Here is a 25,481-nt window from a genome sequence, read left to right as displayed (position 1 = left end):
CCCTATCACTTCGATAGCCAGCCTTGATTCGCCCACGGCTTTTACCAGGCCTATTCTTTATTCAAGCGCCTCACGAATAAAGGATAAACATCATGGGCAAACGTCACCCTCCCGCCTGGCAATGGCGAACGTCCCCGAATAATCACCAGCACCCGACCCATCGGGTGTTGCACCTGATTGCCGTGCCGCTGTTCATCGTGGCGTTTTTGCTAATGGTTTCGGGGGTGTTCAGCCTGGATCTGGCGAGCTTCGCGATCGGCGTTATCGGTCTGCTCGCTGCCTTGGGCCTGCAGCGTCACGGTCATCGTCATTGATCAGGCGAAAATCGTGACAGTCTGCCGGCTCATGGCGATCAACTGACCGTCTTCGCTCCACAATTTTGCAGCGGCGTGCCCGTAGCCATCAGCGGCATACTCGATGTCCACCAGGTACTTGCACCAGTCCAGCGTGCTCAACGCAAGCAACGGCTGAACGAATTCGATGGTCCAGGTCAGCGTGCTGCCGGCCGCCGGTTTCTTCAGATGCGACAGCAAGGACGGTGGCCAGGCGTCGACCAGCGCCAGAATATGCGCCTCGCTGACGGCCTCGCCCTTCACCTCCCCACGCAAACGCACCCAACCGCCCATTTCCCGAGAGGTGTTACCCGTGAACGGCGGCCCACCAACGCTCCAGCGCATTGCCATGTGACGCATGAACTCCGGGGTCACGCCTTTGATGTACGGCAGTTCCTGGCAGCCGTCCCAATGTTTCATTTCAGGAGCAGCGTTGGCCTTGACCGCCAACTCGGACGGTCGCGAGGCACCGAAGCTGCCTTGGACCAACGTCACCACTTGCCCCTTTTGCATCGCCCGGCCCAGCACCTGGCTGACGGCTTTGCCTTCACGCAACACATCGACTTCAAAACTGACCGGCACATCAGGCTCGACCGGGCCGACGAAGGTGATTGCCAGTGAACGCACCGGACGATCCGCCGGGACTTTTGCGCGCATGGCTTCGTATTGCAAAGCGGCTATCAAACCACCAAAACTCGCCCGCCCCTGGCCCCATTCGGGCGGAATAGACAGCCCCTGCGGCTGATTGCGAACAGCGTCGAGCAGATCGGAAAAGCGCATGGGAACCTCGGAGACAGGAAAAGGGTTGGAACGATCTTAACCAGCCCGCAGAGCCGACACAGCGCTTATTCCGGCCAAAATCACTGACAGATGAGCCGCGTCTGGTTCAAACATTCATTTCCCGGCGCCCACATTTGATCTGTGAGGTGTTCAGGATTTGAAGCAGGCGGCGCTGAGTTTGTCGAGGACGCGGTCGGCGTTTTCTTCGGCCTTGGCCAAGGTGGTTTTCCAGACCGCGACACAGGGCTGCAAATCGGGCTCTTCTTTGGCGCGTTCCAGCCATTGCCAGCTGTCGTGCCAATCGCCCAACGCCACCTGCGCCGACTTCAGTCTGGGCAGCGCCGCTTCCGGCAAACGATCCAGTTCGGGGTAGGCTTCGATGCCATAGCGCACGCGCTTGATCAGCAGGCGCAGACGATGGCGGTCATGGGCGGGATCATGCAGGGCCTGGTCGAGTTTCTTCCATTGTTTGCCCAGGCGTTTTTCGATGCGCTTGCGCAAGCCCTTGAGCAAGCCCTGACGCTGGGAAGCCCGCAGGAAACGCGGAAAGGCGTCGAGGATCATCAGCATCTGCGCCACTTCCGGGCTCGCCGCCACGATGGGATAAGCCTCGTCCATCCGCGCCATCCGCCGGTGTGCGGCCTCGGGTTGATCGTGCTGGAGCAGGTACGCCGCCAGCACTTCGCGATCACGCAACGGTGTGGTCAGGTCACCGACCCGGGATGCCGCCGCTTCCAGTTGCTCGACCCCAGGCAAACCGCGCAAGGGTCGGAGCAGGCTGCGCAAACGGCGCACGGTGGTGCGCAGATCGTGCAGCGCTTCAGAATCGGTGCGGGCACTCAAGCGTGCCTGACAGGCGAGCAGGCGCACGTCCAGGCCCAGAATATGAGCCACCAACCGATCAACCATGGTTTTCTCCGTAAACAACGCCAAGCTTCAGGCAGTAAGCCAAAAACCGGCACGACGCATTTGTCGCTTGCTGCTTACAGACTGTAGCTGCTTCTATCGGCCCGCGCGGGATTCACGAATGTAGAAGCGCGCCTTCTCGGCCTTCTTGGTACAACCCTCGTAGGCTTCGAACTGCTGCTGGGTCTTGGCACCGGTCAGCAACGACAGCGCCTTGGAGTAGCTGACGGTTCCGGCAAAACCTTCGACCTTGGCCAGGTCCAGTTCGTGCCAGGCGGCGTCGAGCTGGCTACCGCAGCTGTCACGGTAAGCGGTTTTACCGGCACAACCGGCGAGTGCCAGGGCAATCAACGGCACACAGATCCAGACTTTCATCACTCACACCTCAAAGATAGCTAAACATGCATGCACGTAAGACGGTCTGGCGCGTGAAAAGTGCCTTGGGCCGCAGTGGAAACCCGCCGTGGAAATCACAGCGCCCGCGAGAACACCCATTCGCCTTCCCGGAGTGTCAAAAAACGACGCACTGGCCACGCCGAACGACCACAGCGATTGAAGCTTGCCCCTCGATAGGTGCATTGTTGAACCTTGTCAGAGAGGTCGATTCATGAAAAAGCGTGTCGCACTGGTGTTGGGCTCGGGGGGCGCCCGGGGCTACGCCCATATCGGCGTCATTGAAGAGATCGAACGGCGCGGCTACGACATCGCCTGCATCGCCGGTTGTTCCATGGGCGCGGTGGTCGGCGGGATCTATGCCGCCGGTAAACTCAAGGATTATCGCGACTGGATCGAGAGCCTGGATTACCTCGATGTGTTGCGCCTGGTGGACGTCAGTTTTCGCCTGGGCGCGATTCGCGGGGAAAAGGTCTTCGGGCAGATCCGCAAGATCGTCGGCGAAATCAACATCGAAGACCTGCGCATTCCCTACACGGCCGTGGCCACGGACCTGACCAACCAGCAGGAAATCTGGTTCCAGGAAGGCTGCCTGCACCAGGCCATGCGCGCCTCGGCGGCGATCCCCAGCCTGTTCACGCCGGTGATGCAGGGCAATCGAATGCTGGTGGACGGCGGTATCCTCAACCCGTTGCCGATCGTGCCGGTGGTGTCGAGCCATTGCGACCTGATCATCGCGGTCAACCTCAACTCCACCAACCAGCGTCACTATCAACTGCCGGTGATCCAGCGCCCGGCCGCGTTCAAGACCCGCTTCGACAACCTGATCAACTCGCTGGGCTCGAAATTGCCCTTCCGCCGCACACAGGCCGAACAATTGCTGATGCTGGAGAAGGAAGCGTTGATGGCAGAAGCAGCGGACATCAACCCCTGGATCGAATCCGCCGAGCCCGAAGGCCAGCAACCGGCGGCGGCCCCGGAAAGCAACGGCGCACCGAAGTCCGCCACCGGGTCGTTCATCATCGACAACGTCGGGCCGGCGTCCTTGCTGGATTTGATCAACCAGAGTTTCGAGGTGATGCAGACGTCCTTGGCGCAGTACAAGATTGCCGGGTATCCGCCGGATATCCTGATCAACGTGCCCAAGCGGGTGTGTCGGTTTTTCGAGTTCTACAAGGCGCCGGAGTTGATCGCGTTGGGACGCGAGATTGCGCGGGATACGCTGGATCGGTATGAGAATGAGCGGGAGTCTTGAGGCCTGACGATCGTTCCACGCTTTGCGTGACGATCGTTCCCACGCTCTGCGTGGGAATGCATCCTGTGACGCTCCGCGGCATGACTTCAGAAGCGGACGCAGAGCGTCCATGGCGGCATTCCCACGCAGAGCGTGGGAACGATCAGCTACGCAGAGCGTGGGAACGATCAGGCATCAAGCAACCGATACCCCACCCCCGCCTCGGTGACGATAAACCGTGGCTGAGTCGGATCATCCGCCAGTTTCTGCCGCAGGTGCCCGATCACTATCCGCAAATAGTGGCTGTCTTCGGTGTGGGTCGGGCCCCAGATGTCCTTGAGCAATTGCTGCTGAGTGATGACCCGCCCCGGATGCCGCGCCAGTTGCGCCAGTACCGCATATTCCTTGCGCGTCAACGCCACTTCGGCGCCGTCCAATAGCACCCGGCGATACGCCAGGTCCACGGTGAGCGAACCGAAGCTGAGCGCCGCTTCCTGAGCTTCACCGGTCGGTGCCTGACGCAGCAACGCGCGCACCCTGGCGAGAAACTCCTGGATGCCGAACGGCTTGGTCACGTAGTCGTTGGCACCGCCATCCAGGGCTTGGACTTTCTGTCCTTCGCTGGCGCGCACCGAGAGCACCAATATCGGCACCGTCGACCACTCGCGAAACTCTTGCAGCACTTGCTGACCGTCCATATCCGGCAGGCCGAGGTCGAGCACCAGCAGGTCGGGTTTGTTCAATGCGGCCTGGGCCAGGCCTTCCGTGCCGGTGCCGGCCTCCAGCACTTTGTAGCCTTGGGAAGCGAGGCTGATGCGCAGGAATTTGCGGATCTGCGGTTCATCATCGATGACCAAAATGGTCGCGGTCTGGCTCATGAATTCACATCAACACAAAGAAGTGGCAAGAGAGTAGCGCAGGCGAGCTCAGGCTTCACTGTCCAATCCCGGCTGAGTCTGCAATGGCAAATGCAGTGTGATGCAGGTGCCACGCCCTTCGATGCCATCGGCGACGCTGATCCGCCCGCCATGGGCACCGACCATGCCCTGACAAATCGCCAGCCCCAGCCCGGTACCCTGTCCTCCGCGATCACCGCGAGCGGCGGTGTAAAACATATCGAAAATCTTCGCCCGCTCCTCCTCCGGAATCCCCGGCCCTTCATCGCTCACCGAAAAAAACAGCTCGCTGTCAGTGGTCCCTGCACGCAATTCAAGACGACCGCGGGGCGGTGAAAAACGCGCGGCGTTTTCCAATACGTTGACCAGCGCTTGCTCGATCAACGCGGCATGCACATAGAGCAGCGGCAGTTCGACCGGCACTTCGGTAATGACTTGCAACGACGCCAGCACCGCGCGCAGGCGATTGAGCGAACTGCCGACGATGTCTGCCGGCGACACCCAATCCCGCGCCAGCTTCAGGGCGCCGTGGCCGAGGCGAGTCATGTCCAGCAGGTTTTGAATATAGCGATCCAGCCGTTCGGCTTCATCGCGGGTGCCTTCGAGCAGTTCGCGGCGGTCCTCCAAGGGAATCGCCTCGCCAAGCGCCAACAGGCTGTCGATGCTGCCACGCATGGACGTCAGCGGCGTGCGCAAATCGTGGGACACCGAGGCCAGCAGCGCGCTGCGCAGTTGCTCGGTTTCGCCATGCAAGCGTGCCGCCTCAAGGTCATCGGCCAGTTGCGCCCGGGCCAACGCCTGGGCCAGTGGTTGGCTCAGTGCGGTCAGCAAGCGTCGACGCTGGCCGCTCAGGGTCTGACCTTCTTTGGCACACACGCCGAGCAGCGCCAGCGGCCCGTCGTCCACCGACAACGGCCACCACCACCAGCGCCCGAACGGCAAGGTGCCGGTGCCCGCGCCGGCCGGTTGGTCGTGTTGCCAGGCCCAATCGGCGGCGGCGCGCTCGGCTTCGGAGAACTCCAGCGGCCCGCCGGTTTCGACTTTCCAGCCACTCTGGCCATCGCGGTTGAGCAGGCACAGTTTCAGGTCGGTCCAGCCATTGAGGTGCTGCGCCGCAGCGCTGACCACTGCCTGACGGTCGGTGGCGGCGGTGAGTTTGCGCGACAGGTCGAGCAGTTCGCTGGTTTCTTCCTGGGTGTCACGCAACGCCTGCAATTGCCGCCGTTGTCGCGCCGCCAGGTTGCCGGTAAGAGCCGCCATCAGCAGAAAGAACAGCAAGGTCAGCACGTCTTCTTCACGCTGAATACTGAAAGAGAAATTCGGCGGAATGAACAGAAAGTCATAGGTCAGAAATGACAGCGCCGCGCAGGCCAGTGCCGGGCCGAGGCTGCTGCGCACCGCCACCAGCAACACCGCCGCGAGGAACACCAGCGAAATGTTGGGCAGCGGCAAGAGGCTCGACACCGCCCAGGCCAGGGCACTGGCAAGCACCGTCGCCACCAGCGCCAGCGCGTAGTCGAACCAGACCAGCGACTGCGCCGTGCGTTGGCGCGGCTGATGCTGCTCTTCGTCACTGTCGAGTACGTTGATTTCCAGCCCGCGGGCATCGCGCAGTAAACGAGACGCCAGACCGCCGCCGAATAGCCGTCGACGCAAACGCTGACGCGACTGCCCCACCAGCACCAGGCTGGCACGACGTTCGGCGGCGTGCTGGATCAACGTTCTCGCCACCTCGCCGGCGCGGAGCAACACCACTTCGCCACCGAGACGCTCGGCCAGTTGCTGGGCGCTTTGCAAGCGCAGTCGCGATTGCTCGTCGCGCACACGGCCGTTGTCCACATGCACCAGGCTCCACGGCAGATGTCGCCGCTGAGCCACGCGACTGGCGTGACGCACCAGACGCTCGGCTTGAGCATCGCCATCGACGCCCACCAGTAAACGACCGCGCACGGCAGGCGCGGTGTGCCCCAACTGGCGATAACCCTGGGCCAGATCGTTATCGACCTGAGCGGCTGCGGTTTGCATCGCCAGTTCGCGCAGGGCTGTGAGGTTGGTCTGGGTGAAAAACGCATCGATCGCCGCACGCGCCTGCTCCGGCACGTAGACTTTGCCGTCGCGCAGACGCTCCAGCAACTCACGCGGCGGCAGGTCGATCAGCAGCAATTCATAGGCTTCTTGCAACACCCAGTCCGGCAGGGTTTCGCGCACCTGTACACCGGTGATGCCGCGCACCTGATCGTTGAGACTTTCCAGATGCTGGACGTTGACCGTGGTGAACACGTCGATGCCGGCGGCCAGCAATTCCTGGATGTCTTGCCAGCGTTTGGCGTGACGACTGCCGGGGGCATTGCTGTGAGCGAGTTCGTCCACCAGCACCAGTTTCGGCTTGGCTTTGATCAGGCCGTCGAGGTCCATTTCTTCGAGCATCACGCCGCGGTATTCCGAGCGCACCAACGGCTGCTGCGGCAAGCCAGCCAGCAGCGCTTCGGTTTCGGCGCGACCGTGGGTTTCAACCACCCCGGCCATGACTTTCACGCCTTGGCGCAATTGAGTGTGGGCGGCTTGCAGCATGGCGTAGGTCTTGCCCACTCCCGGTGCGGCGCCGAGGAATACCTTGAGGCGGCCACGGCCATCGCGGGGCAGGTCTGCTAATAGCGCGTCGGCGCGGCCGGAGTTGCTCATGCTTGAAGTTCTCTCTAATTGATCGTTCCCACGCTCTGCGTGGGAATGCAGCCCGGGACGCTCCGCGTCCCAGCCGAAGCGGACGCAGAGCGTCCATAGATGCATTCCCACGCAGAGCATGGGAACGATCCTTCCAACCTTCCAACCTTTTAACCTTTACAACTTTTCCAGCGCCATATTCAGCGCCAACACATTCACCACCGGCGGCCCCACAAACGGTTGCTCGATGTGCGCGTCCAGCAGTTGTTCAAGCGTAGACACGGGCAGATTGCGCGCCGCCGCGATTCGCGCCAGTTGATAGGCAATCGCCGCCGGTGGCAAGTGCGGATCGAGGCCGCTGCCGGAGGTGGTAACCATCGCCAATGGCACTGGCCCCTGCCCCGGCACCAGCAGCTTGTTGGCATCGTCGATAACCCGAGTGGCCAGCGCCGGATTACTGGGCGAGAAGTTGCTGGCGCTGCTCGACACGGTGGCAAAGGCACCGGCCGATGGCCGTGGGTGGAACCAGGCGTCGCCGACGAAATCCTGGGCGATCAGTGACGAACCACGGACCTTGCCGTCGGCGTCGCGCACCAGGCTGCCGTTGGCCTGATCCGGGAAGGCGACCTGGGCCACGCCGGTGACCACCAAGGGGTAAGCGACGCCGGTGATCAGGGTCATCAGCATCAGCAGGCTCAGGGCCGGACGTATCAGTGTGGACATTTCAAAATCCTCGGTTCGAAGAATATTCATCACTCGGAAGGCACACAACATCACCTGTGGCGAGGGAGCTTGCTCCCGCCGGCCGATCCGCGCCCGGGCGTAGCAGTCGTAAACCTGGTGAATGCGGTGTACCTGAATAAACATGGTGGACTGAGGTGGGGCTGCTTCGCAGCCCAGCGGGAGCAAGCTCCCTCACCACAAAAATCTCTGCGCTCAGCAACAACCGCTAAACCAGATGCAACGCCGTCAACAGCATGTCGATCGCCTTGATGCCCACAAACGGCACCAGAATCCCGCCCAATCCATAGATCAGCAGATTGCGCCGCAGCAACGCCGCCGCACTCACCGCCTGCACCCGCACACCGCGCAGCGCCAACGGAATCAGCACCACAATGATCAGGGCGTTGAACACAATCGCCGACAGAATCGCGCTCTGCGGACTGCTCAGGTGCATGACGTTGAGCACACCCAGTTGCGGATAGATCGAGGCGAACAGCGCCGGCAGAATCGCGAAGTACTTGGCCACGTCGTTGGCGATGGAAAAGGTTGTCAGCGCACCGCGGGTCACCAATAACTCCTTGCCGATCTGCACCACGTCCAACAGCTTGGTCGGATCACTGTCGAGATCGACCATGTTCGCCGCTTCCCGCGCCGCTTGTGTTCCGTCGTTCATCGCCATGCCGACGTCCGCCTGAGCCAAGGCCGGGGCGTCGTTGGCGCCGTCGCCGCACATGGCGACCAGGCGACCGTCGTTCTGCTCGTGACGAATGCGCGCCAGTTTCTTTTCCGGCGTGGCTTCGGCCAGCACGTCATCCACACCGGCTTCGGCAGCAATCGCCGCAGCGGTCAGCGGGTTGTCGCCGGTGACCATGACCGTGCGAATCCCCAGCTTGCGCAACTCGGCGAAACGCTCGCGGATGCCAGGCTTGACCACGTCCTTGAGATGGATAACACCGAGTAATTTTCCGTCAGCGCAAACCAGCAACGGCGTGCCGCCACTCTGAGCGATCTTGTCGATTTCCCGCGAAAGAGGCGCGGCCAGATCGGTGCGTTTCAGGCCGACGAAGGTCAGCAGCGAATCCACCGCGCCTTTGCGATAGACCCGGCCCTGATAGTCGACGCCGGACAGGCGGGTTTCAGCGCTGAACGGAACAGCGGTCAATACGTCAGCGGATGGCTCAGGTTGCGGGTGAAGACCGCGCAGGTACTCGACGATGGATTTGCCTTCAGCGGTGTCATCGGCCAGGGAGGCGAACAACGCGCCTTCGGCCAGTTCCTTGGCGCTGACGCCAGGCGCGGCATAGACCGCGGAGCAACGACGGTTGCCGAAGGTGATGGTGCCGGTCTTGTCCAGCAACAGGACGTGAACGTCCCCCGCCGCTTCCACGGCGCGACCGGATTTGGCGATCACGTTCAGGCGCACCAGACGGTCCATCCCGGCGATACCAATGGCCGACAACAGACCGCCAATGGTGGTCGGAATCAGCGTGACCAATAACGCCACCAGGAACACCAGCGGCAGGCTGCCGTTGGCGAAGTGGGCGAACGGTTGCAGGGTGACGACCACCAGCAGGAAGATCAGGGTCAGGCCGATCAGCAGGATGTCGAGCGCCACTTCGTTCGGGGTTTTCTGGCGTTTGGCGCCTTCGACCAGGGCGATCATGCGATCGAGTGTCGACTCACCCGGGTTGGCGGTGATGCGCACCAACAGCCAGTCGGACACCAGTCGGGTGTTGCCGGTGACGGCCGAACGGTCGCCGCCGGACTCGCGAATCACCGGCGCGGATTCACCGGTAATCGCCGCTTCGTTGACCGCGGCGATACCTTCGATCACTTCGCCGTCACCGGGAATCATCTCCCCGGCTTCGACACGCACCACATCGTCTTTGCGCAGGCTGGTGGCGGGCACCACTTGAAAACTGCCATTGGCAGTTTTGCGACGAGCACTCAAGCCTTCGCTGCCGGCCTTGAGGCTGTCGGCGCGGGCCTTGCCGCGACCTTCGGCCAGCGCTTCGGCAAAGTTGGCGAACAGCACAGTGAACCACAACCACAATGCGATTTGCGCGGCGACGAAGGTCGGCACGGCGTTGTCGGGAATGAAGCACAGCACAGTGGTCAGGACAGCGGTCAGTTCGACCACCAGCATCACCGGCGCACGCTGCAATTGCCGTGGGTCGAGCTTGACGAAGGCTTGCACCAGCGCCGGGCGCCAGAGGGCCGAGATCGCGGTTTTCGGTTGTTCCGGCGCCGTGACGACGGCGGCTTTAGTTGCGGGCATATTCATCATTGACTCCTCAGCTCTTTAGTCCAAAAGCAGCCAAACTCAGGTGTTCTGCAATAGGACCCAGCGCCAATGACGGCAGAAAGGTCAGGCCACCCACCAGCAAAATGGTCACGGTCAACAGGGTCACGAACAGCGGGCCATGGGTCGGGAAGCTGTTCTGCCCAATCGGTGCGGTTTTCTTCATCGCCAGGCTGCCAGCCAACGCCAGAACCGGAAGGATGTAACCGAAGCGCCCGATCAACATGCCCAGCCCCAGCATCAGGTTGTGGAACGCGGTGTTCGCCCCAAATCCAGCAAACGCCGAACCGTTGTTGGCACTGGCCGAGGTGTAGGCATAAAGCAACTGACTGAAACCGTGAGCACCGGGGTTACTCACCGCCGCGACCGGGCCGGGCAGGCTGGCGGCAATTGCGCCGAGCACCAGCACCCCGACCGGCATCACCAGCAAGGTCACCACCAGCAACTGAACTTCCCGGGCTTGCAGTTTCTTGCCGAGGTATTCCGGGGTGCGGCCGATCATCAACCCGGCGAGGAACACCGCGATCAGCACGTTGAGCAACATGCCGTAGAGCCCGGCTCCGACGCCGCCAAAGATCACTTCGCCGACCATCATGTTGATCATCGCGACCATCCCGCTCAGCGGGTTGAGGCTGTCGTGCATGCCGTTGACCGAACCGTTCGACGCCGCAGTGGTGGTCACCGACCACAGCACCGTGGCGGTGGTGCCGAACCGCGCTTCCTTGCCTTCCAGCGGCGCGGTCTGTTCGACGGCGACGTTGACCAGGGTTGGATTGGGTTGGTATTCAGCCCACAACGAGGTCGCGCCGCCGATCAAAAACAGCGCCAGCATGCAGGCGATGATCGCGCGGCTCTGGCGCAGGTCTTTCACGTAGTGGCCGAAGGTGAACACCAGTGCCACCGGAATCAGAATGATCGAAGCGACTTCGAACAGGTTGCTCCACGCGGTCGGGTTCTCGAACGGATGCGCCGAGTTGACGCCGAAGAAACCACCGCCGTTAGTGCCCAATTGCTTGATCGCAATTTGGCTGGCGGCCGGGCCAAGCGGAATCACCTGATCGACGCCTTGCAGGGTCACGGCGTTCACGTAGTGGGCGAAGGTTTGGGGCACGCCCTGCCAGACCAGAAACAGCGCCAGCAACAGGCACAACGGCAACAGGCCATAGAGGGTGGCGCGGGTCATGTCGACCCAGAAATTGCCGAGGGTCTTGGTGGATTTGCGACCGATGCCGCGACACAGCGCAACCAACACCGCAAGCCCGGTGGCAGCGCTGACGAAGTTTTGCACGGTGAGGCCGACCATTTGACTCAGGTAGCTGAGGGTTGCTTCGCCGCTGTAGGACTGCCAGTTGGTATTGGTCATGAAGCTGACGGCGGTGTTGAACGCTTGCGTCCACTCCTGACCCGGCAGGTTTTGCGGATTCAGCGGCAAATAATCCTGAAACAGCAGGATCGCAAACAACAGCAAAAAACCCGCAAGGTTAAAGGCGAGCAAGGCCAGGGTGTATTTCTGCCAGCTCTGCTCAGCCTGTGGATCGACGCCGGCTACCCGATAGCAACCACGCTCCACCGGCCCGAGGATCGGCGAAAGCCAAGTGCGCTGCCCTTCCATCACCTTGTAGTAGAAGCGCCCCAGAAACGGTGCCGGGATCAGCACCACGGCGAAGAAGGCGATGATCAGCCAATAGTCATAACTGTGCATAGCCGCTCCTAGTTCCGGTCCGCGCGCAACAGCGCAACCAACAGATAAATGAACAACCCCACTGCCAATAGCAGTGACACTCCGTCCAGAACGCTCATGGAAGTTCTCCGTGTTACGGCGTATTGCCGCGTGTGGAGTGATTGTCTGCAGGGAGGCTGTAAAGGCGCGAGATCGAGGGGTGTGGCGGGGCATAAAAAATGTGTAAAGAGTGAGTTTATGGCGGGGTTACAGCGGTGTCAGGATGCTTGCTCGCAATAGGGCTAGAACGGGCGCCAACGTCCGTCCTTCATGCTGACGACGCAGTTGCGTCCCGATGCGCCGGCCGATGCGATGTTGACCGGGCTCTGACTTCACACACCGCGTCTACGGGGGAATGTGCAAGTTTCGAAGACGTGGCGCAGATGAACGGGACATAACAGGCCTAGAATGGAACCACTGCGAAATGCCATCGCTCAAACGTGGTATGCAGGATCGATCGGCGAACCCTCGCCCACCGACCTGCTTTTAAGGAGAGCCGTTATGCCCTGGTATGCCTGGTTGATTCTGATCGTTGCCATCGGCTCGATCGTTGGCGGATTGCTGCTGTTGCGCGACACCGCCAACAAGGTCGAATTGACTGAAGAGCAACGCAAACGCGTCGCCGAACGCAACGCGGAAGCGGATGCCAAGGATGCGCGGGACCGCTAACCGAAAATGGTGGCGAGGGGGCTAGCCCCGTTGCCACAGAAACGGTTCTATTTCAGTCGGGCATTCCAGACATTGAAGTCCCCGACTGCGGGCCAACGCTTGCCATCATCGGCCGTGAACTAGTCCTCCCAGTATTTGAACAACACGCTGGCGTTCACGCCGCCAAATCCGAAGCCGTTGGACATCGCGTACTCGATAGTCATTGGGCGCGCCTGACCGTGAACGATGTCCACGCCTTGGGCGGCCGGATCCGGGTTATCGAAATTGAGCGTGGCGGGCACCACCTGATCGCGAAGCGCCAACAGCGTAAAGATCGCCTCGATGCCGCCTGCGGCGCCGAGCAAATGCCCGGTCGCGGACTTGGTCGACGTCACGGCTATCTTGTTGTCCGAGCCGAACAACGACTTGATGGCCGCCAACTCCCCCAAATCACCAACCGGAGTCGAGGTCGCGTGAGCATTGAGATGCTGCACCTGCGCCGGCGAAATGCCCGCCTGAGCCAATGCCAGCGACATCGCCCGACGCGCACCACTGCCATCTTCAGGCCCCGCGGTCAGGTGATAGGCGTCAGCGCTGGTGCCATAACCGACCAGCTCAGCCAATGGTTGAGCACCGCGCGCCAAAGCATGCTCCAGGGATTCGATCACCAAAAGGCCCGAGCCCTCGCCCATCACAAAGCCATCGCGACCACTGTCGAACGGCCGCGAAGCGCGCTCCGGCGTATCGTTGTAACCGCTGGACAAGGCCCGAGCCGCCGCGAACCCGGCGAGGCTGACACGATCGATTGCCGCCTCCGCGCCGCCACACACCGCAATATCCGCCTCGCCACATCGAATCAACCGCGCCGCGTCACCAATCGCCTGAACCCCGGCCGCGCACGCCGTTACCGGAGCCCCCAAAGGCCCCTTGAAACCGTGCTCGATCGACACATGACCCGCCGCTAGGTTGACCAGAAACGAAGGAATGGTGAAGGGCGACAAACGTCGCGGGCCACGGCTGTCGGTGGTGCGCACCGCATCGGCAATCGCGCCGAAACCACCCACGCCAGAGCCGATAATGGTTGCAGTGCGTTCCTGGGCGTTGGCGTCCTGCGGTTGCCAACCGGCCTGCTCCAGTGCCTGACGCGCCGCCTCCATGGCAAACAGAATGAAGCGGTCCATCTTCTTCTGCTCTTTGGGCGGCGTCGCCCGGTCCGGATCAAAACCCGCCTCGGGATCTTCCGCCAGGGTTTGCACCGCGCCACCGACCTTGGTGGACAGATCAGCAACCACATCGTCCGGCAACGCCCGCAACCCCGAACACCCGGCCAGCAAACGCGCCCAAACTGCTTCGACGCCACTACCCAACGGCGACACCAGGCCCATGCCCGTGACCACCACTCGACGATTACTCATAACGCGAATACCTCAAGCCGATTCATGATGCCTCACTTGTAACGTGTGGCGGCCTTGCTTCTGGACAGATTCGGCGCCATCGCATGACGCGCCGCTACATACGATTCCCACTCAGAGAGATTCGGCAAGGAAGGAATGGTGGTTAACTCACCCTGATCCAGACCCGACAACGCCGCGTCAACCATCTCCCCCGCTTCCATGATCATGTCCGCCGGAATCTGGGTCGCATCGATACCGGAGCGCTCCCACATCTCGGTGCGTGTTACGCCCGGCAATACCGCTTGAACCTGGACCCCAGTGCCCGCGAGCTCCGCGCCCAATGACTGAGTCAGGCTCAACACATAAGCCTTGCTCGCGCTGTACGTCGCGTTGAACCGCTCCGGAAACAACGCCACCACCGATGCAATGTTGATGATCGTCCCGCGACCGGCCTTGGTAAAACTGGCCGCCGCCGCCGAGGCCAGCCGCGTCACTGTAGTGACGTTCAGCTGAATCAACCGCTCCAGCTGATCCATGTCCGCGTTGGCGAGCAAACCATCCGCCGCGACGCCGGCGTTGTTCAGCAAAAGACTGATACTCGAATCACTGCGCAGACGCTGCTCAAGCTTCAACACATCATCCTTTAGCGTCAGATCCGCCTTGAGCACCTCCACCTGAACGCCATGCGCCGCGCGCAACGTGCTCGCCGCAGCCTCCAGCCGTTCTTGATCACGGGCCACCAGCAACAAATCAAAGCCACGCGCCGCCAACCGCTCTGCGTAAACCGCGCCGATACCAGAAGAAGCGCCGGTGACTAGGGCCGTACCTTGGGTCTGGACAGAATTCATGACAATGCTCCTGGAGGATGCTTGAGGAAGGCGAGCGCCTGAGCGTCAGGGCGCCTCAGTGAATGACGGATTTATTATAGGCATAATCTTAATGCCATATGATAGCCGTAATTTTCTCCACCCCGATGAAAGGTGCCAGGTCATCCTCTGCGCCAATATGCAAAAGGCCGGTCAATGACCGGCCTCTTGGCGTGGATTTACAAGCTTAGTTCACTTCCAGCTTCTCGCGATTCTTGTCCAGAATGGCTTTGCCGATCCCTTTCACTTCCAGCAATTCGTCGACGGACGAAAATGGCCCATTACTCTCACGATACGCAACAATCGCCTTGGCCTTCGCCTCACCAATGCCGGACAGCTCACGCTGCAGAGTCGGCGCATCAGCCCCATTGAGATCGACTTTTCCGGTTTTAGCCTTGGTAGTAACGTCCAGCATCAACGGTGCCTTGGCAGCCTCCGGCGCCGCTGTCGGCGCGGCAATGGCCGCAATGGAGGCGCTGGTGAGCAGGGCAAAAACCAGAGAGTAGAAATAGCCAGTACGCATAAATGAAGCTCCATGACATCGATTGAGAAAGCAGCTTTTCCGAAGCTGCCTTCCAAACTTAGGCGATGTCTGGAGACTGTCAAAAATGTGTCCGTTACAGGATGTGAAACAATCAGGGTTCGAGGCGACGTCGCTGGTAGATCCAGTCAACGATATCGCCATCAGGGGTGTAGCCGCTGACGGTTTCACGCGAGCGTAATCGTCATGATCAACGGCAATCAGCAACTCCCTCAAACGGCCCTTGAGCACATCCCAAGGCAGCGTGGTAGACGGTGTCCACCCCCAGGTCTTCATCACATCCAGAAGTTTGTCCTGGTGGGTTGTGCAGGCACCGAATCGCGTCCCAGAAGGTCGGCGATATCAACTTCCTGGATGTCTTCGACCTTTACCCGGCCACTGGCTAGATTGGAAGTTGGGTACGCTTCAGATGTGAAGCGGAAAACGCTCCAGAATAGTGAGAATTTCCTGACGTCGTGCGCGGGTTGATGACGGCAGTGTTAGGAGGATTTCCTGACCGCCGGTTACGTCTATCAACTGTTGGATGTGTTTGGGTTTGTAGACTTGCAACCCGGCAATCGAACGATCCGCGATGCTCGGATCATCATCGATAAAAGCCACGGGACGCAAGACTCGGCCCATGCGAAGTGCTGCAACCAGCTGATTGCCGGCTACACCTGCACCGTAGATAGCGACTTTGGTGAGGCCATCATCCCGGTTGGCGAACGGTACATGCTGCGCGGCGGTGAACCAGTCGCCCATGAAATATGACGCATGTACAGGCGCAGACCGCCGATGATAACGAGGCTTAGCCACCAGTAGTTAAAGACTATTGAGCAAGGCACGACCGTTTCGTGATTGCTGTACCAATAAACCACGACCGCAGGATCAGAGATGAAAGGCTGACGGCCTTTATGATGGCAATCAATGCGTCATTACCAAAATAACGCATGACAGCTCGGTACATGCCGAAGCGGACAAAAAGTGGAATCGCAACCACAGCCGCGAAAAGGAATAACCAGAGATGCACTTGAAAGGATTGACCATCTCGTCAACACCCAAGCGCACCACGTAAGCGATCCACAGCGCAACCCATACCAGAACCACATCTGTGACGACTTGTAGCAGTCTTTTCTATCGACGCGGTAGCGCCAACAAAAACAGTCTCATTCTGTCCATACTCCTATCAAGCACCTAACTCCATTCAGCGGGCTAAAAAAAGCCCCGACACTATAAACCTGAATTACATCAATCACGCTTGGATCTATTTATGGACCAGACATTCCGGCAGTGGGGTCATCAGCGGTCCGAACAAACACAGGCCCTCCCTACAGCTGATGCTCCTGAGGCACACCTGAGGAATAAAGGGCTTTGCAATGAAAAATACTCACCGTCTATGGTTATGCCATAAGGTCTATCCGGGTGCGTCTCATTGGCACTGGATCCATGACGACAAGCGCTCTCTATGGTAACGTGCCCCGCAAAACTTAGTGTGGATGGTTGGCTAGCCATCACAGGAGCAAATATATCGCCTCCGGCGGCCTCCATCGACCTAACAAACTGATTTGTTAGTCCAGCATTCAAGGACAGTTCTTGTGACCCTCCCCCTCGTGGTTGACCTCGACGGAACGTTGTTGCGTTCGGACTTATTGGTAGAAACCGGCATGGCATTTATCCGTCGCCATCCATTTCAGCTCTATAAAACGGTAGGCTGGCTGGCGCAAGGTAAAACGGTGCTGAAGTCGCAACTGGCTTCTGCAACCGATATAGATGTTAATGTTTTACCTTACAACCCAGCCGTGCTGGAGTTGATAAAAATTGCAAAAAACGAAAATCGACTCATCGTACTTGCCACCGCCAGCCATTACACTCTGGCCGAGAAAATTGCAGAGTACCTGCAACTTTTTGATCTTGTACTGGCGACCAATGAAGAACGCAATCTGACAGCAGAGTCCAAGCGGCATTTATACGGCACAGCAAAAGCTGCCGTTTCCACATTCTGCGAGGGTTTGCGCGCAAGACTGTTCAAAGTCGGCGTTTCGGTGACTACCATCAAACCCGGTTTTGTTCAAACACCTATGACCAAGGAGCTCAACCTGCCTCCCCTGCTGATAGCACAACCTGAAAAGGTAGCACTTAGCATTGTCAAAGCGGTGCAAAATAAAACCAACACGCTGTACACTCCAACTCTGGGCACTGATAATGCTTATTATCAAACATTTACCAAACTTTATATTCAAGCGGATAAATCTATAGTCAGATTTACTGCAAGTGATAAAACTCTATACATCCAGCCTCATCGATAACAGGGCTCTTCAATGTCAGCTTTAAATACCCTAGGCAATCTGCTTCAAAGGCATTTATTACTAATTGCCCTAGCCATTGTCATTCTGTTGAATCTGTACTACCTGAACACGTACCCTATCAATATTGCTGCCTTTGACTATCCAAATTATGCTCAGATGATTTTCTCTAGAGTATCCAATCTTATCCACGCCAGTGGATATACTTTGGCCGCACGCTTCGCACTGGACTTTGCTGGCGTACCTAATGGAGTAGACATCTATAATTTTAAGTGGTTGCGACACTTACAGCACATTCACTTTTACTTCCATTTGCTCGCCATCGCAATTAGCACATTCATATGCAATAAAATATTTGGTAAAATCTCAGCCACACTTATGTGCCTAGCCTGGGGTGGCAGTCTGTTTTTCATGGGCGGGGTCAATTCCATCGGACCGGACTGGCTACAAGGAGACTTTCTTGCCATCGCACTGCTGACCGCTCTCTGGGCGTTCGATGTAAAAAATGATGCAAAAATAATTTTGTATATACTATCCGCAGTTATTCTTACGGCTGCCTACCTTGTAAAGTTCAATTCTTTGGTAATCGCCCCTGTCATTGCGATGTTAGTAATTTTTGACAGCAAGGACTGGACTTGGAAAATCGCGACAGCCATCGTTGCCCTATCGGCGAGCACCACACTTATATTTGTATTTGTCGAAACCTTTCACTACCCGACGACCAATTCACGGCAACTGAGTTACGATCATGCCTGGGTTCTAATTGACGCAATACCCGACAACTACATCACTCAGGAACCAAACAAGCTGGGAATCAACAGTTTGAGGTGGCGGGCCCTTGGCGCAATTTTACCACCGGAATATTTCAGGGCTGCCGCCTATCAAGACGTTGATTGGGGCGCACCAAAAGAAGTAAGAGCCCCCTACCTCGCACAATATAATTATCTGATGAACGCATCGCGCTCGGAGTTGATTGATTTCACGACCCAGCATCCCCTGCCTGAAACATTTAACATTCATATTTCGGCCATTCCCGGCTATTACTATATCGGGCTTCCGCAAACAGACGCCCTCGGTATAGCCGTGTATAAAGAATCGGTGCTGGCGATACCCGCCGCCTACATCGCGAAATTGATCACGGGGTGGTTAGCTTTTTTCATCGAAAAACCATTCCAACTCACACCTTTAAAATCAAATAGCTTGTATCTGCTTATTGGTGACACTATTCAAGCAGATGGCAGCGTTAAACTGACCCCTCCTCCGGGCCGTATACCTCAACATATGCTGTACTGGAATCCTGCCGAAAAAGCACAACACCAAGGCATGGCGTTTTTTGGTTGGATGAATTTTCTGACTCCGCCACCTTGGGTCTATGCCTTGCTGGCGTTCGTCTCATGTATCGCTATATCTAAAACACAAAACATCAGAAAAGCCTTCCAGGCAAGCTTGTTAGTCTTGTCTACAGCATTATTGGTTAGTTCTTCGTTGATGCTACTGAGTGTTCGATCCAAGGAAATGCTTGCAGTGTTGCCCATAGCAAGTATCTTTCTCAGTTTTGGTTTTTCCAGCTGCATCAATTACTGCCTGAAACGAAGATCCAACTTAAGTATGCTGGGCTTAAATGGAGAGCCAAAATGAAAACAATCCCTCCAGACGGAGCAGGTTTGGTCGGGCAAGATTTGGTGGCATGTTTAAAAAGCCGCGGACACACTGACATCGTGGGGCTCGACAAACACCGAACGAACCTCGCCATATTAAAGTCTGTTCACCCAGAACTGACCATTGAGTATACGGACCTTTCAAAAAAAGGTAGTTGGAGCGAACACTTTGTTGGAAGAAGCTGATCCATAAACCGGGCATTATGAATCCCTGGTGGGTTTTAGGATCGTCAGGCGTCTGCGCTGTCGCGGCAGACCCTGTAGCTCTTCATGGGTGACCTGAGTGACTGTTACATCATAAATACATACACTTGCTCAAGCCCCTGAATTGAGCTTCTCACCCACAACAGGATTTAACGCCGAATCGGCATCAACACCATTCGATACAAACCTGACTTTATTTTTTGGCTTGAATTTGAGAACCCTTTTCTCTATCAAATGCCAAGAGCCGTATCCCAAAACCAGAGTAATGACCACTGTAACAACAAGGTAGGTTGAATAGGCAATACCGGGGAATTTTAGCAAAACAAACTGCTGAACCGGAAAAGCATAGATATAAACACCGTAAGAGCAGTCACCCACTTTATTAACCAAGCTTCCCAACCAACTTCTGGAAAGTCCATATGCTAAGACGACATACGGCAACGTAAGCCATAGCAGGGGCTTGGAAATCGATGAATACGGCGCCAGAAGAAGGGTCATCATCACCATGACAGTTACGCCGGAGAGACTGAACCACCGTTCGAGCCCCCACTTCGCATAACATGCCCCAATCATGAAATAAATGCCTATCAACGGAATGTTTCTTACATCAGTACCATAAACCACCAGCAAAGGCGCATCTCGCCAGCACCAAAAAACCACAATCAGCGCAAACAATGCGGTGGTAATTGTGTATACAAGACGACCGCCATTGAATAGAAGCCCAAGCGCCACGACTACCAAATACATGAAAAACTCGATAGGCAAACTCCATAGAGGACCATTGATCACATTGGCAACCCTGGCGTGCTCCAGCACGCCCGGCAAATAGAATACTGGATTTAAAATTATATTCTTTAAATACATAACAAATGCCAGATCTGAGAAATACTGCTTGACTGTCAAAGTGGAAAAAATGGGACCAAGCAAAAACGAGGTTACCACGGTAACAACAATCAGGGCTGGAAATATTCGCAGCGATCGCTTAACTAAAAAACTAATGACCGAAGGATCAAAACTCCAACTTTTTGCAATCAAATAACCACTAATGACAAAAAATATCGCAATCCCGAGCCCGCCATAGGAATCAAGACCAATAAAGATCTCCGGGGAATTACCGTAAACATCGAATGAATGAGCATATAGCACCATCAGCGCGGCAACCAACCGTAACAAGTTCAAGTTATTATCTTTGTGCAGCATGTATTTCCGCCCTGATTTTAATTAAAAATAATAAGAAATTTCTATTCTTCCAACAGCTCATTGCCCGCGCAGGGCAATTGCCCGGCGCTTCGTCAGGGCGGAGCCGATGTCTTCGCTGCAGACCTCGATCACACGTATTCGCGTGCGGTCATTGATGACGCGGTGAGGATCATACAACGCCACTTGGTCCTCTTGCAGCTCAATCAGACTATGCACCGTCCAACTGCGAGCTGGAGCGCGCTGCTCCTCTGAAGGCGCTTGTGCTGCTGCTCTGCCAAGACGTCGTTGCGATAAAGCGTGTCGGGGGAGGTCAGAAGCGTAGGCGTTCCTGAGCCTTGGACCGCTCGTTACCTGTCGTTTCGGATCCGGCAGGTCTCGGTATTGCGAGTTTCGAGGAGCTCACACTATCGTGGCGTAGATCGCGCCCGACGCTGCTAAGAGGCGCCGTCGTTTATTCGTATGCAATCCACGAAGTACACCTACCACCAGATGTGCTTCCCGTTTACCGTGACTGGTGGGCGTACTTTTCTCCAGGATTCGAGTAGGAGGCAGGGTTGCCCCCGCCGTCCTCTCACACCATCGTACGTACGGTTCCGTATACGGCGGTTCCTGCCTACTGACAAACAACGTCAGCGAGCTTGGTTCCGTTGATGTTTCGCCTGCGGTATCTAAGCACCCAGACCGGCCCTCGGATCTTCCGGCTCCTACCTCCCGAGCGAATGCCACTGACCTGGAACGGCAGAGCGGAAGGATCAATTCAGCACTCGCGAGAAGCGGATCTGTGCCCAGATCGACGCCAAGGCGAGCGGAGTGGTCTACGGATAGAACGGTGAAAAATGGATGATTCTGACGTACCTCACTTTTTGTGCGAGATCCAATCAGGTTGACCAGGTGAGGTATGGGCCGCGTTTATATTCTGTGATCACCCGGATCACCGCATGCCCTGTCAGTCAATTTAGTAGCCACTTCCCGTGAAACCATGTGCCATCCGTGGTATTGTTGCGCGCAAATGAGAGCCTGCCGGCCTTTTAGTAGCCCTTACTAAGATCTCCATTGGTTTCCTGATCTTATTTCGTTTTTGTTTGAGTAGCCAATATTCAGGAAAGAGCTCTTGTGACTGTCCATATAACACCTCCCACTATTCCGCTTGTTGTCGATCTCGACGGTACCCTGCTGCGCTCCGATCTGCTGCTGGAAACAGGTATGGCTTTTGTTCGGCATAAGCCATTGAGCCTGTTTAAACCCTTTATTTGGTTAACCAAAGGCAAGGTAGCTTTAAAGGAAGGTCTCGCCCATGCCACCCATATTGATGTCAGTGTCCTGCCTTTCGATCCTGCGGTCATTGAACTAATTGAAGTCGAGCGGCGTAACGGTCGGACCGTAGTGCTGGCGACAGCCAGCCATTACAGCCTGGCCGAACGTATTGCTGAACATCTTCAATTGTTTGACCAGGTGCTAGCCTCTGATAGCAAGCGAAACCTGTCGGCCCACCGTAAACGCGATCTGTTGGTCGAGCACTATGGTGAGCAGGGCTTTGATTACGCGGGCAACTCTCATGACGACGTCCCAGTTTGGGCGGTTGCCCGGAAGGCTTATGTGGTCAATCCGGAATCCGGTGTTGAGCGTGACGCTCGGGCACAGGGCAATGTCGAACAGGTGATTCACTCCAATCCTTCCAGGCTGAAGGACTGGTTGAAGGCGTTGCGGCTGCATCAGTGGATGAAGAATGCGCTGATTTTTGTGCCTCTAATGGCGGCGCATCAATTGACCAACCCCATGCTCCTATGGCAGGGAGTATTGGCCTTTCTCTTTTTTGGGTTATGTGCCTCTAGCGTCTATGTGCTTAATGACTTGTTGGACCTCGCCGATGACCGGCATCATCACTCCAAGCGGCATCGTCCTTTTGCCGCTGGGCGATTGTCGATCAAGTCCGGGCTACAGCTCTTTCCCGTATTATTGGTTGGCGCTTTTTCCGGGGCTGCATGGCTTATGCCTTGGGAGTTTTCCGGAACCCTCATTGCATATTACATATTAACTCTCGCCTATTCGCTGTCATTGAAACGACAGATGGCTATCGATGTGATCACCCTGGCTGCGCTTTATACCCTGCGCATCATAGCTGGCGCGGCAGCATTCGGTTTGGAACTGACATTCTGGATTCTGGCGTTCTCGATGTTCATGTTCCTCAGCCTCGCACTAGTTAAGCGCTACGCAGAACTGCGCGAAGCAAGGCGCAAGGGCGATACCGGGAAAACCCGTGGGCGAGGCTACTATCCCGCCGACCTGGAAATGATTTCCTCGCTGGGCGCGTCTTCCGGTTATCTAGCGGTAATGGTCTTGGCTCTGTACATCCATGATCAGGCTACAACCGGGCTTTATGCCCATCCACAAGTGATCTGGCTAGCCTGCCCGCTGCTCTTGTTCTGGATCACTCGAGTGTGGATGCTCACTCATCGCGGGCAAATGCATGATGACCCTGTAGTGTTCGCCATCCGCGACCGCAGCAGTCTAGTCGTTGGCGCTTTGTTTGGGTTGGTGTTCTGGGTAGCAACATGAGTCGTCAGCTTTACTCTTGGGGATGCTATCCCTATGCCCCGCAGACTGCACACGCTTGTAGCTGGCGTAGCGAAGTCGAGGCTCTGCGCGATGCAGTGGTCGCCACGCACGGAAGCACCCTGCCCTATGGCAACGGACGTAGTTATGGAGACAGCTGCCTAGCCGCGAGCGATCAAGTGTTGCACATGCGGGCCCTAAATCGCTTCATCCAGGTTGATTGGCAGCAGGGAACCGTGCAAGCAGAGGCAGGTGTAACCCTCGCAGAGATCCTGGCGGTTTCCATCCCGCAGGGCTGGTTCCTATCCGTCACACCGGGCACCCAGTTTGCCACCCTCGGCGGGGCCATCGCTAACGATGTCCATGGCAAGAACCATCATCTGCGCGGCACCTTTGGCAACCATGTGCGGCGCTTGGGTTTATTGCGCCATAATGAAGGAATGCTGACCTGCTCCCCTACCGAGCATCCAGAATTTTATACTTCTACTATTGGAGGTTTAGGTCTGACTGGGATTATCGTGTGGGCAGAAATTCAGCTTATCCCCATTCGCACCAGCCAGATCGACAGCACCATAGTGCGTTTCGGCAACCTGGGCGAATTCTTCAGCCTGTCCGCCGAACTTGATCACCAGCATGAATACAGTGTCGCCTGGATCGACTGCCTGGCAAAAGGCACTCAGACCGGGCGGGGCGTATTCATCGTGGGTGACCACGCACGTTATGGTTCACTGGAAGTGGACGAGCGAGCGAAGTTGAGCATGCCGCTGACACCGCCAGTGTCTCTAATCAACAATCTGTCATTGCGAGCTTTCAATGATATGTATTGGAGAGTGCATCCTGCCCAGAGCACATGCAAACGCGGTGACTACGAGCCCTTCTTTTATCCGCTGGATCGCATACTGCATTGGAACCGTATCTACGGGCGCCGAGGTTTCCAGCAATACCAGTGCGTGATACCCGACGCAGTGGCCGAGGTAGTCATGCGCGAGTTGCTGGAAGCCATTGCAGACTCTGGCCAAGGCTCGTTTCTCGCCGTGCTCAAACGCTGTGGCAACATCGCCTCGCCAGGCCTGCTGTCCTTCCCTCTCCCCGGCACGTCTCTAGCCTTGGACTTCCCGCAGAAGGCTGATCTGGTGCGATTATTTGCAAGGCTGGATGCCATCGTTCGCGAGGGTGGTGGCCGCCTGTATCCGGCCAAGGATGCCCACATGACCGGCAGCGATTTCCGCCAAGCCTACCCCGCTTGGGAACAACTGGAAGCACTGCGTGATCCTTCTCTGAATTCCCACTTCTGGAAACGAGTTACCGCATGAAACGAGTTCTAATTATTGGTGCCACATCGGCCATTGCCGCTGCCTGTGCACGTCTTTGGGCCGAACAAGGCAGCGAGTTTTTCCTCGTGGCCCGTAACCTCGAAAAACTAGAGCAAACCGCAGCCGACCTAAAAGGTCGAGGCGCTAAATCAGTAACGCTTCACTGCATGGATGCCACCGACTTTGTTGCACACGGCGCAATGCTCGAAAGTTGCCTAGCGACCTTACAGCAAATCGATATTGCGCTCATTGCGCATGGCACATTGCCCGTTCAAAAAGTCTGCGAGCAGGACGTTGGCGTAGCGCTCCAGGAATTTGCTAACAATGGTACGTCGGTGATCGCCCTGCTAACGCTGCTGGCCAACCAATTTGAAACCCAACGCTGCGGCACTTTGGCGGTAATTTCCTCGGTAGCTGGTGACCGTGGTCGTCCGTCCAACTATTTATATGGTACCGCCAAGGCTGCGGTTTCCACCTTTTGCGAAGGTCTACGAGCACGTCTGTTCAAGGTCGGTGTACATGTCATCGACATCAGGCCGGGCTTTGTCGATACACCGATGACTCTAGGTCTACCATTACCTGCTGTTCTGCTGGCCAAGCCTGCCCAGGTGGCCCTACGCATTGTAAAAGGTACTGATCGCAAAGTTGACGTCCTCTACGCCCCGGGATTTTGGGTATTAATTATGATGATAATTAAGTTAATTCCTGGCGTACTCTTCAAAAAAATGAATATTTAAAATCACCCCACTTCCAGACGAGTGAACAATCACGTGAGCAACGTTAACATAGCGCAAAACAACAATAACCTGTTAGTTACAATAGTCTTTATTTTTGTTCAAAAAAAATAAATCTCTGATATTCGAACTTTTGCACGG

The 25,481-nt window shown here is 57.0% G+C and carries 22 protein-coding genes and 2 pseudogenes; 9 read left to right on the top strand and 15 right to left on the bottom strand.

Features of this window, described 5'->3' with window-relative positions; genetic code table 11:
• Nucleotides 1–92: 92 nt before the first annotated feature.
• Nucleotides 93–305, top strand: a pseudogene (locus LOY56_RS07615) (terminase); the annotation flags it as partial.
• 9 nt (nt 306–314) lie between these two features.
• Here LOY56_RS07615 and LOY56_RS07610 read toward each other — a convergent pair.
• The 3 genes from LOY56_RS07610 to LOY56_RS07600 form a co-directional block, all read right to left on the bottom strand.
• Entirely contained in the window at nt 315–1,112 is a 798-nt protein-coding gene (locus tag LOY56_RS07610) for an acyl-CoA thioesterase II (RefSeq protein ID WP_258620850.1), read from the bottom strand.
• Between the two features lie 150 nt (nt 1,113–1,262).
• Nucleotides 1,263–2,021 carry a CHAD domain-containing protein gene (locus LOY56_RS07605; RefSeq protein ID WP_258620848.1) on the bottom strand — a complete coding sequence of 253 codons (759 nt, stop codon included), beginning with the start codon at nt 2,019–2,021 and terminating at the stop codon, nt 1,263–1,265.
• A gap of 93 nt (nt 2,022–2,114) precedes the next feature.
• Nucleotides 2,115–2,393, bottom strand: a complete 279-nt coding sequence (locus tag LOY56_RS07600; RefSeq protein ID WP_052964059.1) for a hypothetical protein — start codon at nt 2,391–2,393, stop codon at nt 2,115–2,117.
• A 232-nt stretch (nt 2,394–2,625) separates the two neighbouring features.
• Between LOY56_RS07600 and LOY56_RS07595 the strand changes: the two genes are divergently transcribed.
• Complete coding sequence (locus LOY56_RS07595) at nt 2,626–3,666, top strand: patatin-like phospholipase family protein (protein WP_258620846.1); 1,041 nt, start codon at nt 2,626–2,628, stop codon at nt 3,664–3,666.
• 167 nt (nt 3,667–3,833) lie between these two features.
• Here the strand turns inward: LOY56_RS07595 and LOY56_RS07590 are convergent, their stop codons facing one another.
• The 6 genes from LOY56_RS07590 to kdpF form a co-directional block, all read right to left on the bottom strand.
• A complete protein-coding gene (locus LOY56_RS07590; RefSeq protein ID WP_258620845.1) occupies nt 3,834–4,523 on the bottom strand; it encodes a response regulator in 690 nt (229 codons plus the stop codon).
• 48 nt (nt 4,524–4,571) lie between these two features.
• Nucleotides 4,572–7,223, bottom strand: a complete 2,652-nt coding sequence (locus LOY56_RS07585; protein WP_258620844.1) for a sensor histidine kinase KdpD — start codon at nt 7,221–7,223, stop codon at nt 4,572–4,574.
• Nucleotides 7,224–7,379: 156 nt separating this feature from the next.
• On the bottom strand, nt 7,380–7,925 hold the full coding sequence (gene kdpC, locus LOY56_RS07580) for a potassium-transporting ATPase subunit KdpC (protein ID WP_258620843.1): 546 nt from the start codon (nt 7,923–7,925) through the stop codon (nt 7,380–7,382).
• Between the two features lie 226 nt (nt 7,926–8,151).
• Nucleotides 8,152–10,209: a potassium-transporting ATPase subunit KdpB gene (kdpB, locus tag LOY56_RS07575; protein WP_258620842.1), complete on the bottom strand. Its 2,058-nt coding sequence runs from the start codon at nt 10,207–10,209 to the stop codon at nt 8,152–8,154.
• 10 nt (nt 10,210–10,219) lie between these two features.
• Nucleotides 10,220–11,929 (bottom strand): potassium-transporting ATPase subunit KdpA, encoded by a 1,710-nt coding sequence (gene kdpA / locus LOY56_RS07570; protein ID WP_258620841.1) that lies wholly within the window; start codon nt 11,927–11,929, stop codon nt 10,220–10,222.
• An 8-nt stretch (nt 11,930–11,937) separates the two neighbouring features.
• Nucleotides 11,938–12,027 carry a K(+)-transporting ATPase subunit F gene (gene kdpF, locus LOY56_RS07565; protein ID WP_007899818.1) on the bottom strand — a complete coding sequence of 30 codons (90 nt, stop codon included), beginning with the start codon at nt 12,025–12,027 and terminating at the stop codon, nt 11,938–11,940.
• 421 nt (nt 12,028–12,448) lie between these two features.
• Here kdpF and LOY56_RS07560 point away from each other — a divergent pair, with 421 nt between their 5' ends.
• Nucleotides 12,449–12,616 carry a DUF2897 family protein gene (locus tag LOY56_RS07560; protein ID WP_258620840.1) on the top strand — a complete coding sequence of 56 codons (168 nt, stop codon included), beginning with the start codon at nt 12,449–12,451 and terminating at the stop codon, nt 12,614–12,616.
• Nucleotides 12,617–12,735: 119 nt separating this feature from the next.
• Here the strand turns inward: LOY56_RS07560 and fabF are convergent, their stop codons facing one another.
• The 4 genes and pseudogenes from fabF to LOY56_RS07540 form a co-directional block, all read right to left on the bottom strand.
• Entirely contained in the window at nt 12,736–14,010 is a 1,275-nt protein-coding gene (gene fabF, locus LOY56_RS07555) for a beta-ketoacyl-ACP synthase II (protein WP_258620839.1), read from the bottom strand.
• A gap of 32 nt (nt 14,011–14,042) precedes the next feature.
• Nucleotides 14,043–14,837: an SDR family oxidoreductase gene (locus LOY56_RS07550; protein ID WP_258620838.1), complete on the bottom strand. Its 795-nt coding sequence runs from the start codon at nt 14,835–14,837 to the stop codon at nt 14,043–14,045.
• Between the two features lie 205 nt (nt 14,838–15,042).
• Complete coding sequence (locus tag LOY56_RS07545) at nt 15,043–15,378, bottom strand: helix-hairpin-helix domain-containing protein (protein ID WP_258620836.1); 336 nt, start codon at nt 15,376–15,378, stop codon at nt 15,043–15,045.
• 320 nt (nt 15,379–15,698) lie between these two features.
• Nucleotides 15,699–16,503: pseudogene (locus LOY56_RS07540) on the bottom strand (nucleoside-diphosphate sugar epimerase/dehydratase); the annotation flags it as partial.
• A gap of 467 nt (nt 16,504–16,970) precedes the next feature.
• Here LOY56_RS07540 and LOY56_RS07535 point away from each other — a divergent pair.
• From LOY56_RS07535 to LOY56_RS07525, 3 genes are read left to right on the top strand one after another with little or no spacing between them, the layout of a single operon-like run.
• Entirely contained in the window at nt 16,971–17,681 is a 711-nt protein-coding gene (locus LOY56_RS07535; RefSeq protein WP_258620835.1) for an SDR family NAD(P)-dependent oxidoreductase, read from the top strand.
• A gap of 12 nt (nt 17,682–17,693) precedes the next feature.
• Nucleotides 17,694–19,316 (top strand): hypothetical protein, encoded by a 1,623-nt coding sequence (locus LOY56_RS07530; RefSeq protein ID WP_258620834.1) that lies wholly within the window; start codon nt 17,694–17,696, stop codon nt 19,314–19,316.
• Entirely contained in the window at nt 19,313–19,522 is a 210-nt protein-coding gene (locus LOY56_RS07525) for a hypothetical protein (protein WP_258620833.1), read from the top strand. Before LOY56_RS07530 ends, LOY56_RS07525 begins: the two co-directional genes overlap by 4 nt.
• Before the next feature lie 129 nt (nt 19,523–19,651).
• On the opposite strand, the gene LOY56_RS07520 is transcribed toward LOY56_RS07525, so the two are convergent.
• Nucleotides 19,652–20,740: an acyltransferase gene (locus tag LOY56_RS07520; protein WP_258620832.1), complete on the bottom strand. Its 1,089-nt coding sequence runs from the start codon at nt 20,738–20,740 to the stop codon at nt 19,652–19,654.
• A gap of 57 nt (nt 20,741–20,797) precedes the next feature.
• On the bottom strand, nt 20,798–20,956 hold the full coding sequence (locus tag LOY56_RS07515; RefSeq protein ID WP_258620831.1) for a hypothetical protein: 159 nt from the start codon (nt 20,954–20,956) through the stop codon (nt 20,798–20,800).
• 897 nt (nt 20,957–21,853) lie between these two features.
• Here LOY56_RS07515 and LOY56_RS07510 point away from each other — a divergent pair.
• Genes LOY56_RS07510 through LOY56_RS07500 form a run of 3 tightly spaced genes read left to right on the top strand, consistent with a single transcriptional unit; the run spans nt 21,854 to nt 25,343 of the window.
• Complete coding sequence (locus LOY56_RS07510) at nt 21,854–23,296, top strand: UbiA family prenyltransferase (protein ID WP_258620829.1); 1,443 nt, start codon at nt 21,854–21,856, stop codon at nt 23,294–23,296.
• Entirely contained in the window at nt 23,293–24,606 is a 1,314-nt protein-coding gene (locus tag LOY56_RS07505) for an FAD-binding oxidoreductase (RefSeq protein ID WP_258620827.1), read from the top strand. The genes LOY56_RS07510 and LOY56_RS07505 overlap by 4 nt, the downstream gene beginning before the upstream one ends.
• Entirely contained in the window at nt 24,603–25,343 is a 741-nt protein-coding gene (locus LOY56_RS07500) for an SDR family oxidoreductase (protein ID WP_258620823.1), read from the top strand. Before LOY56_RS07505 ends, LOY56_RS07500 begins: the two co-directional genes overlap by 4 nt.
• Nucleotides 25,344–25,481 lie beyond the last annotated feature (138 nt).

The sequence above is a fragment of the Pseudomonas sp. B21-048 genome, assembly GCF_024748615.1.
GTDB lineage: Bacteria > Pseudomonadota > Gammaproteobacteria > Pseudomonadales > Pseudomonadaceae > Aquipseudomonas.
The sequence above is the reverse complement of the archived record's forward strand: the minus strand, read 5'-3'. Positions and strand labels throughout refer to the sequence as shown.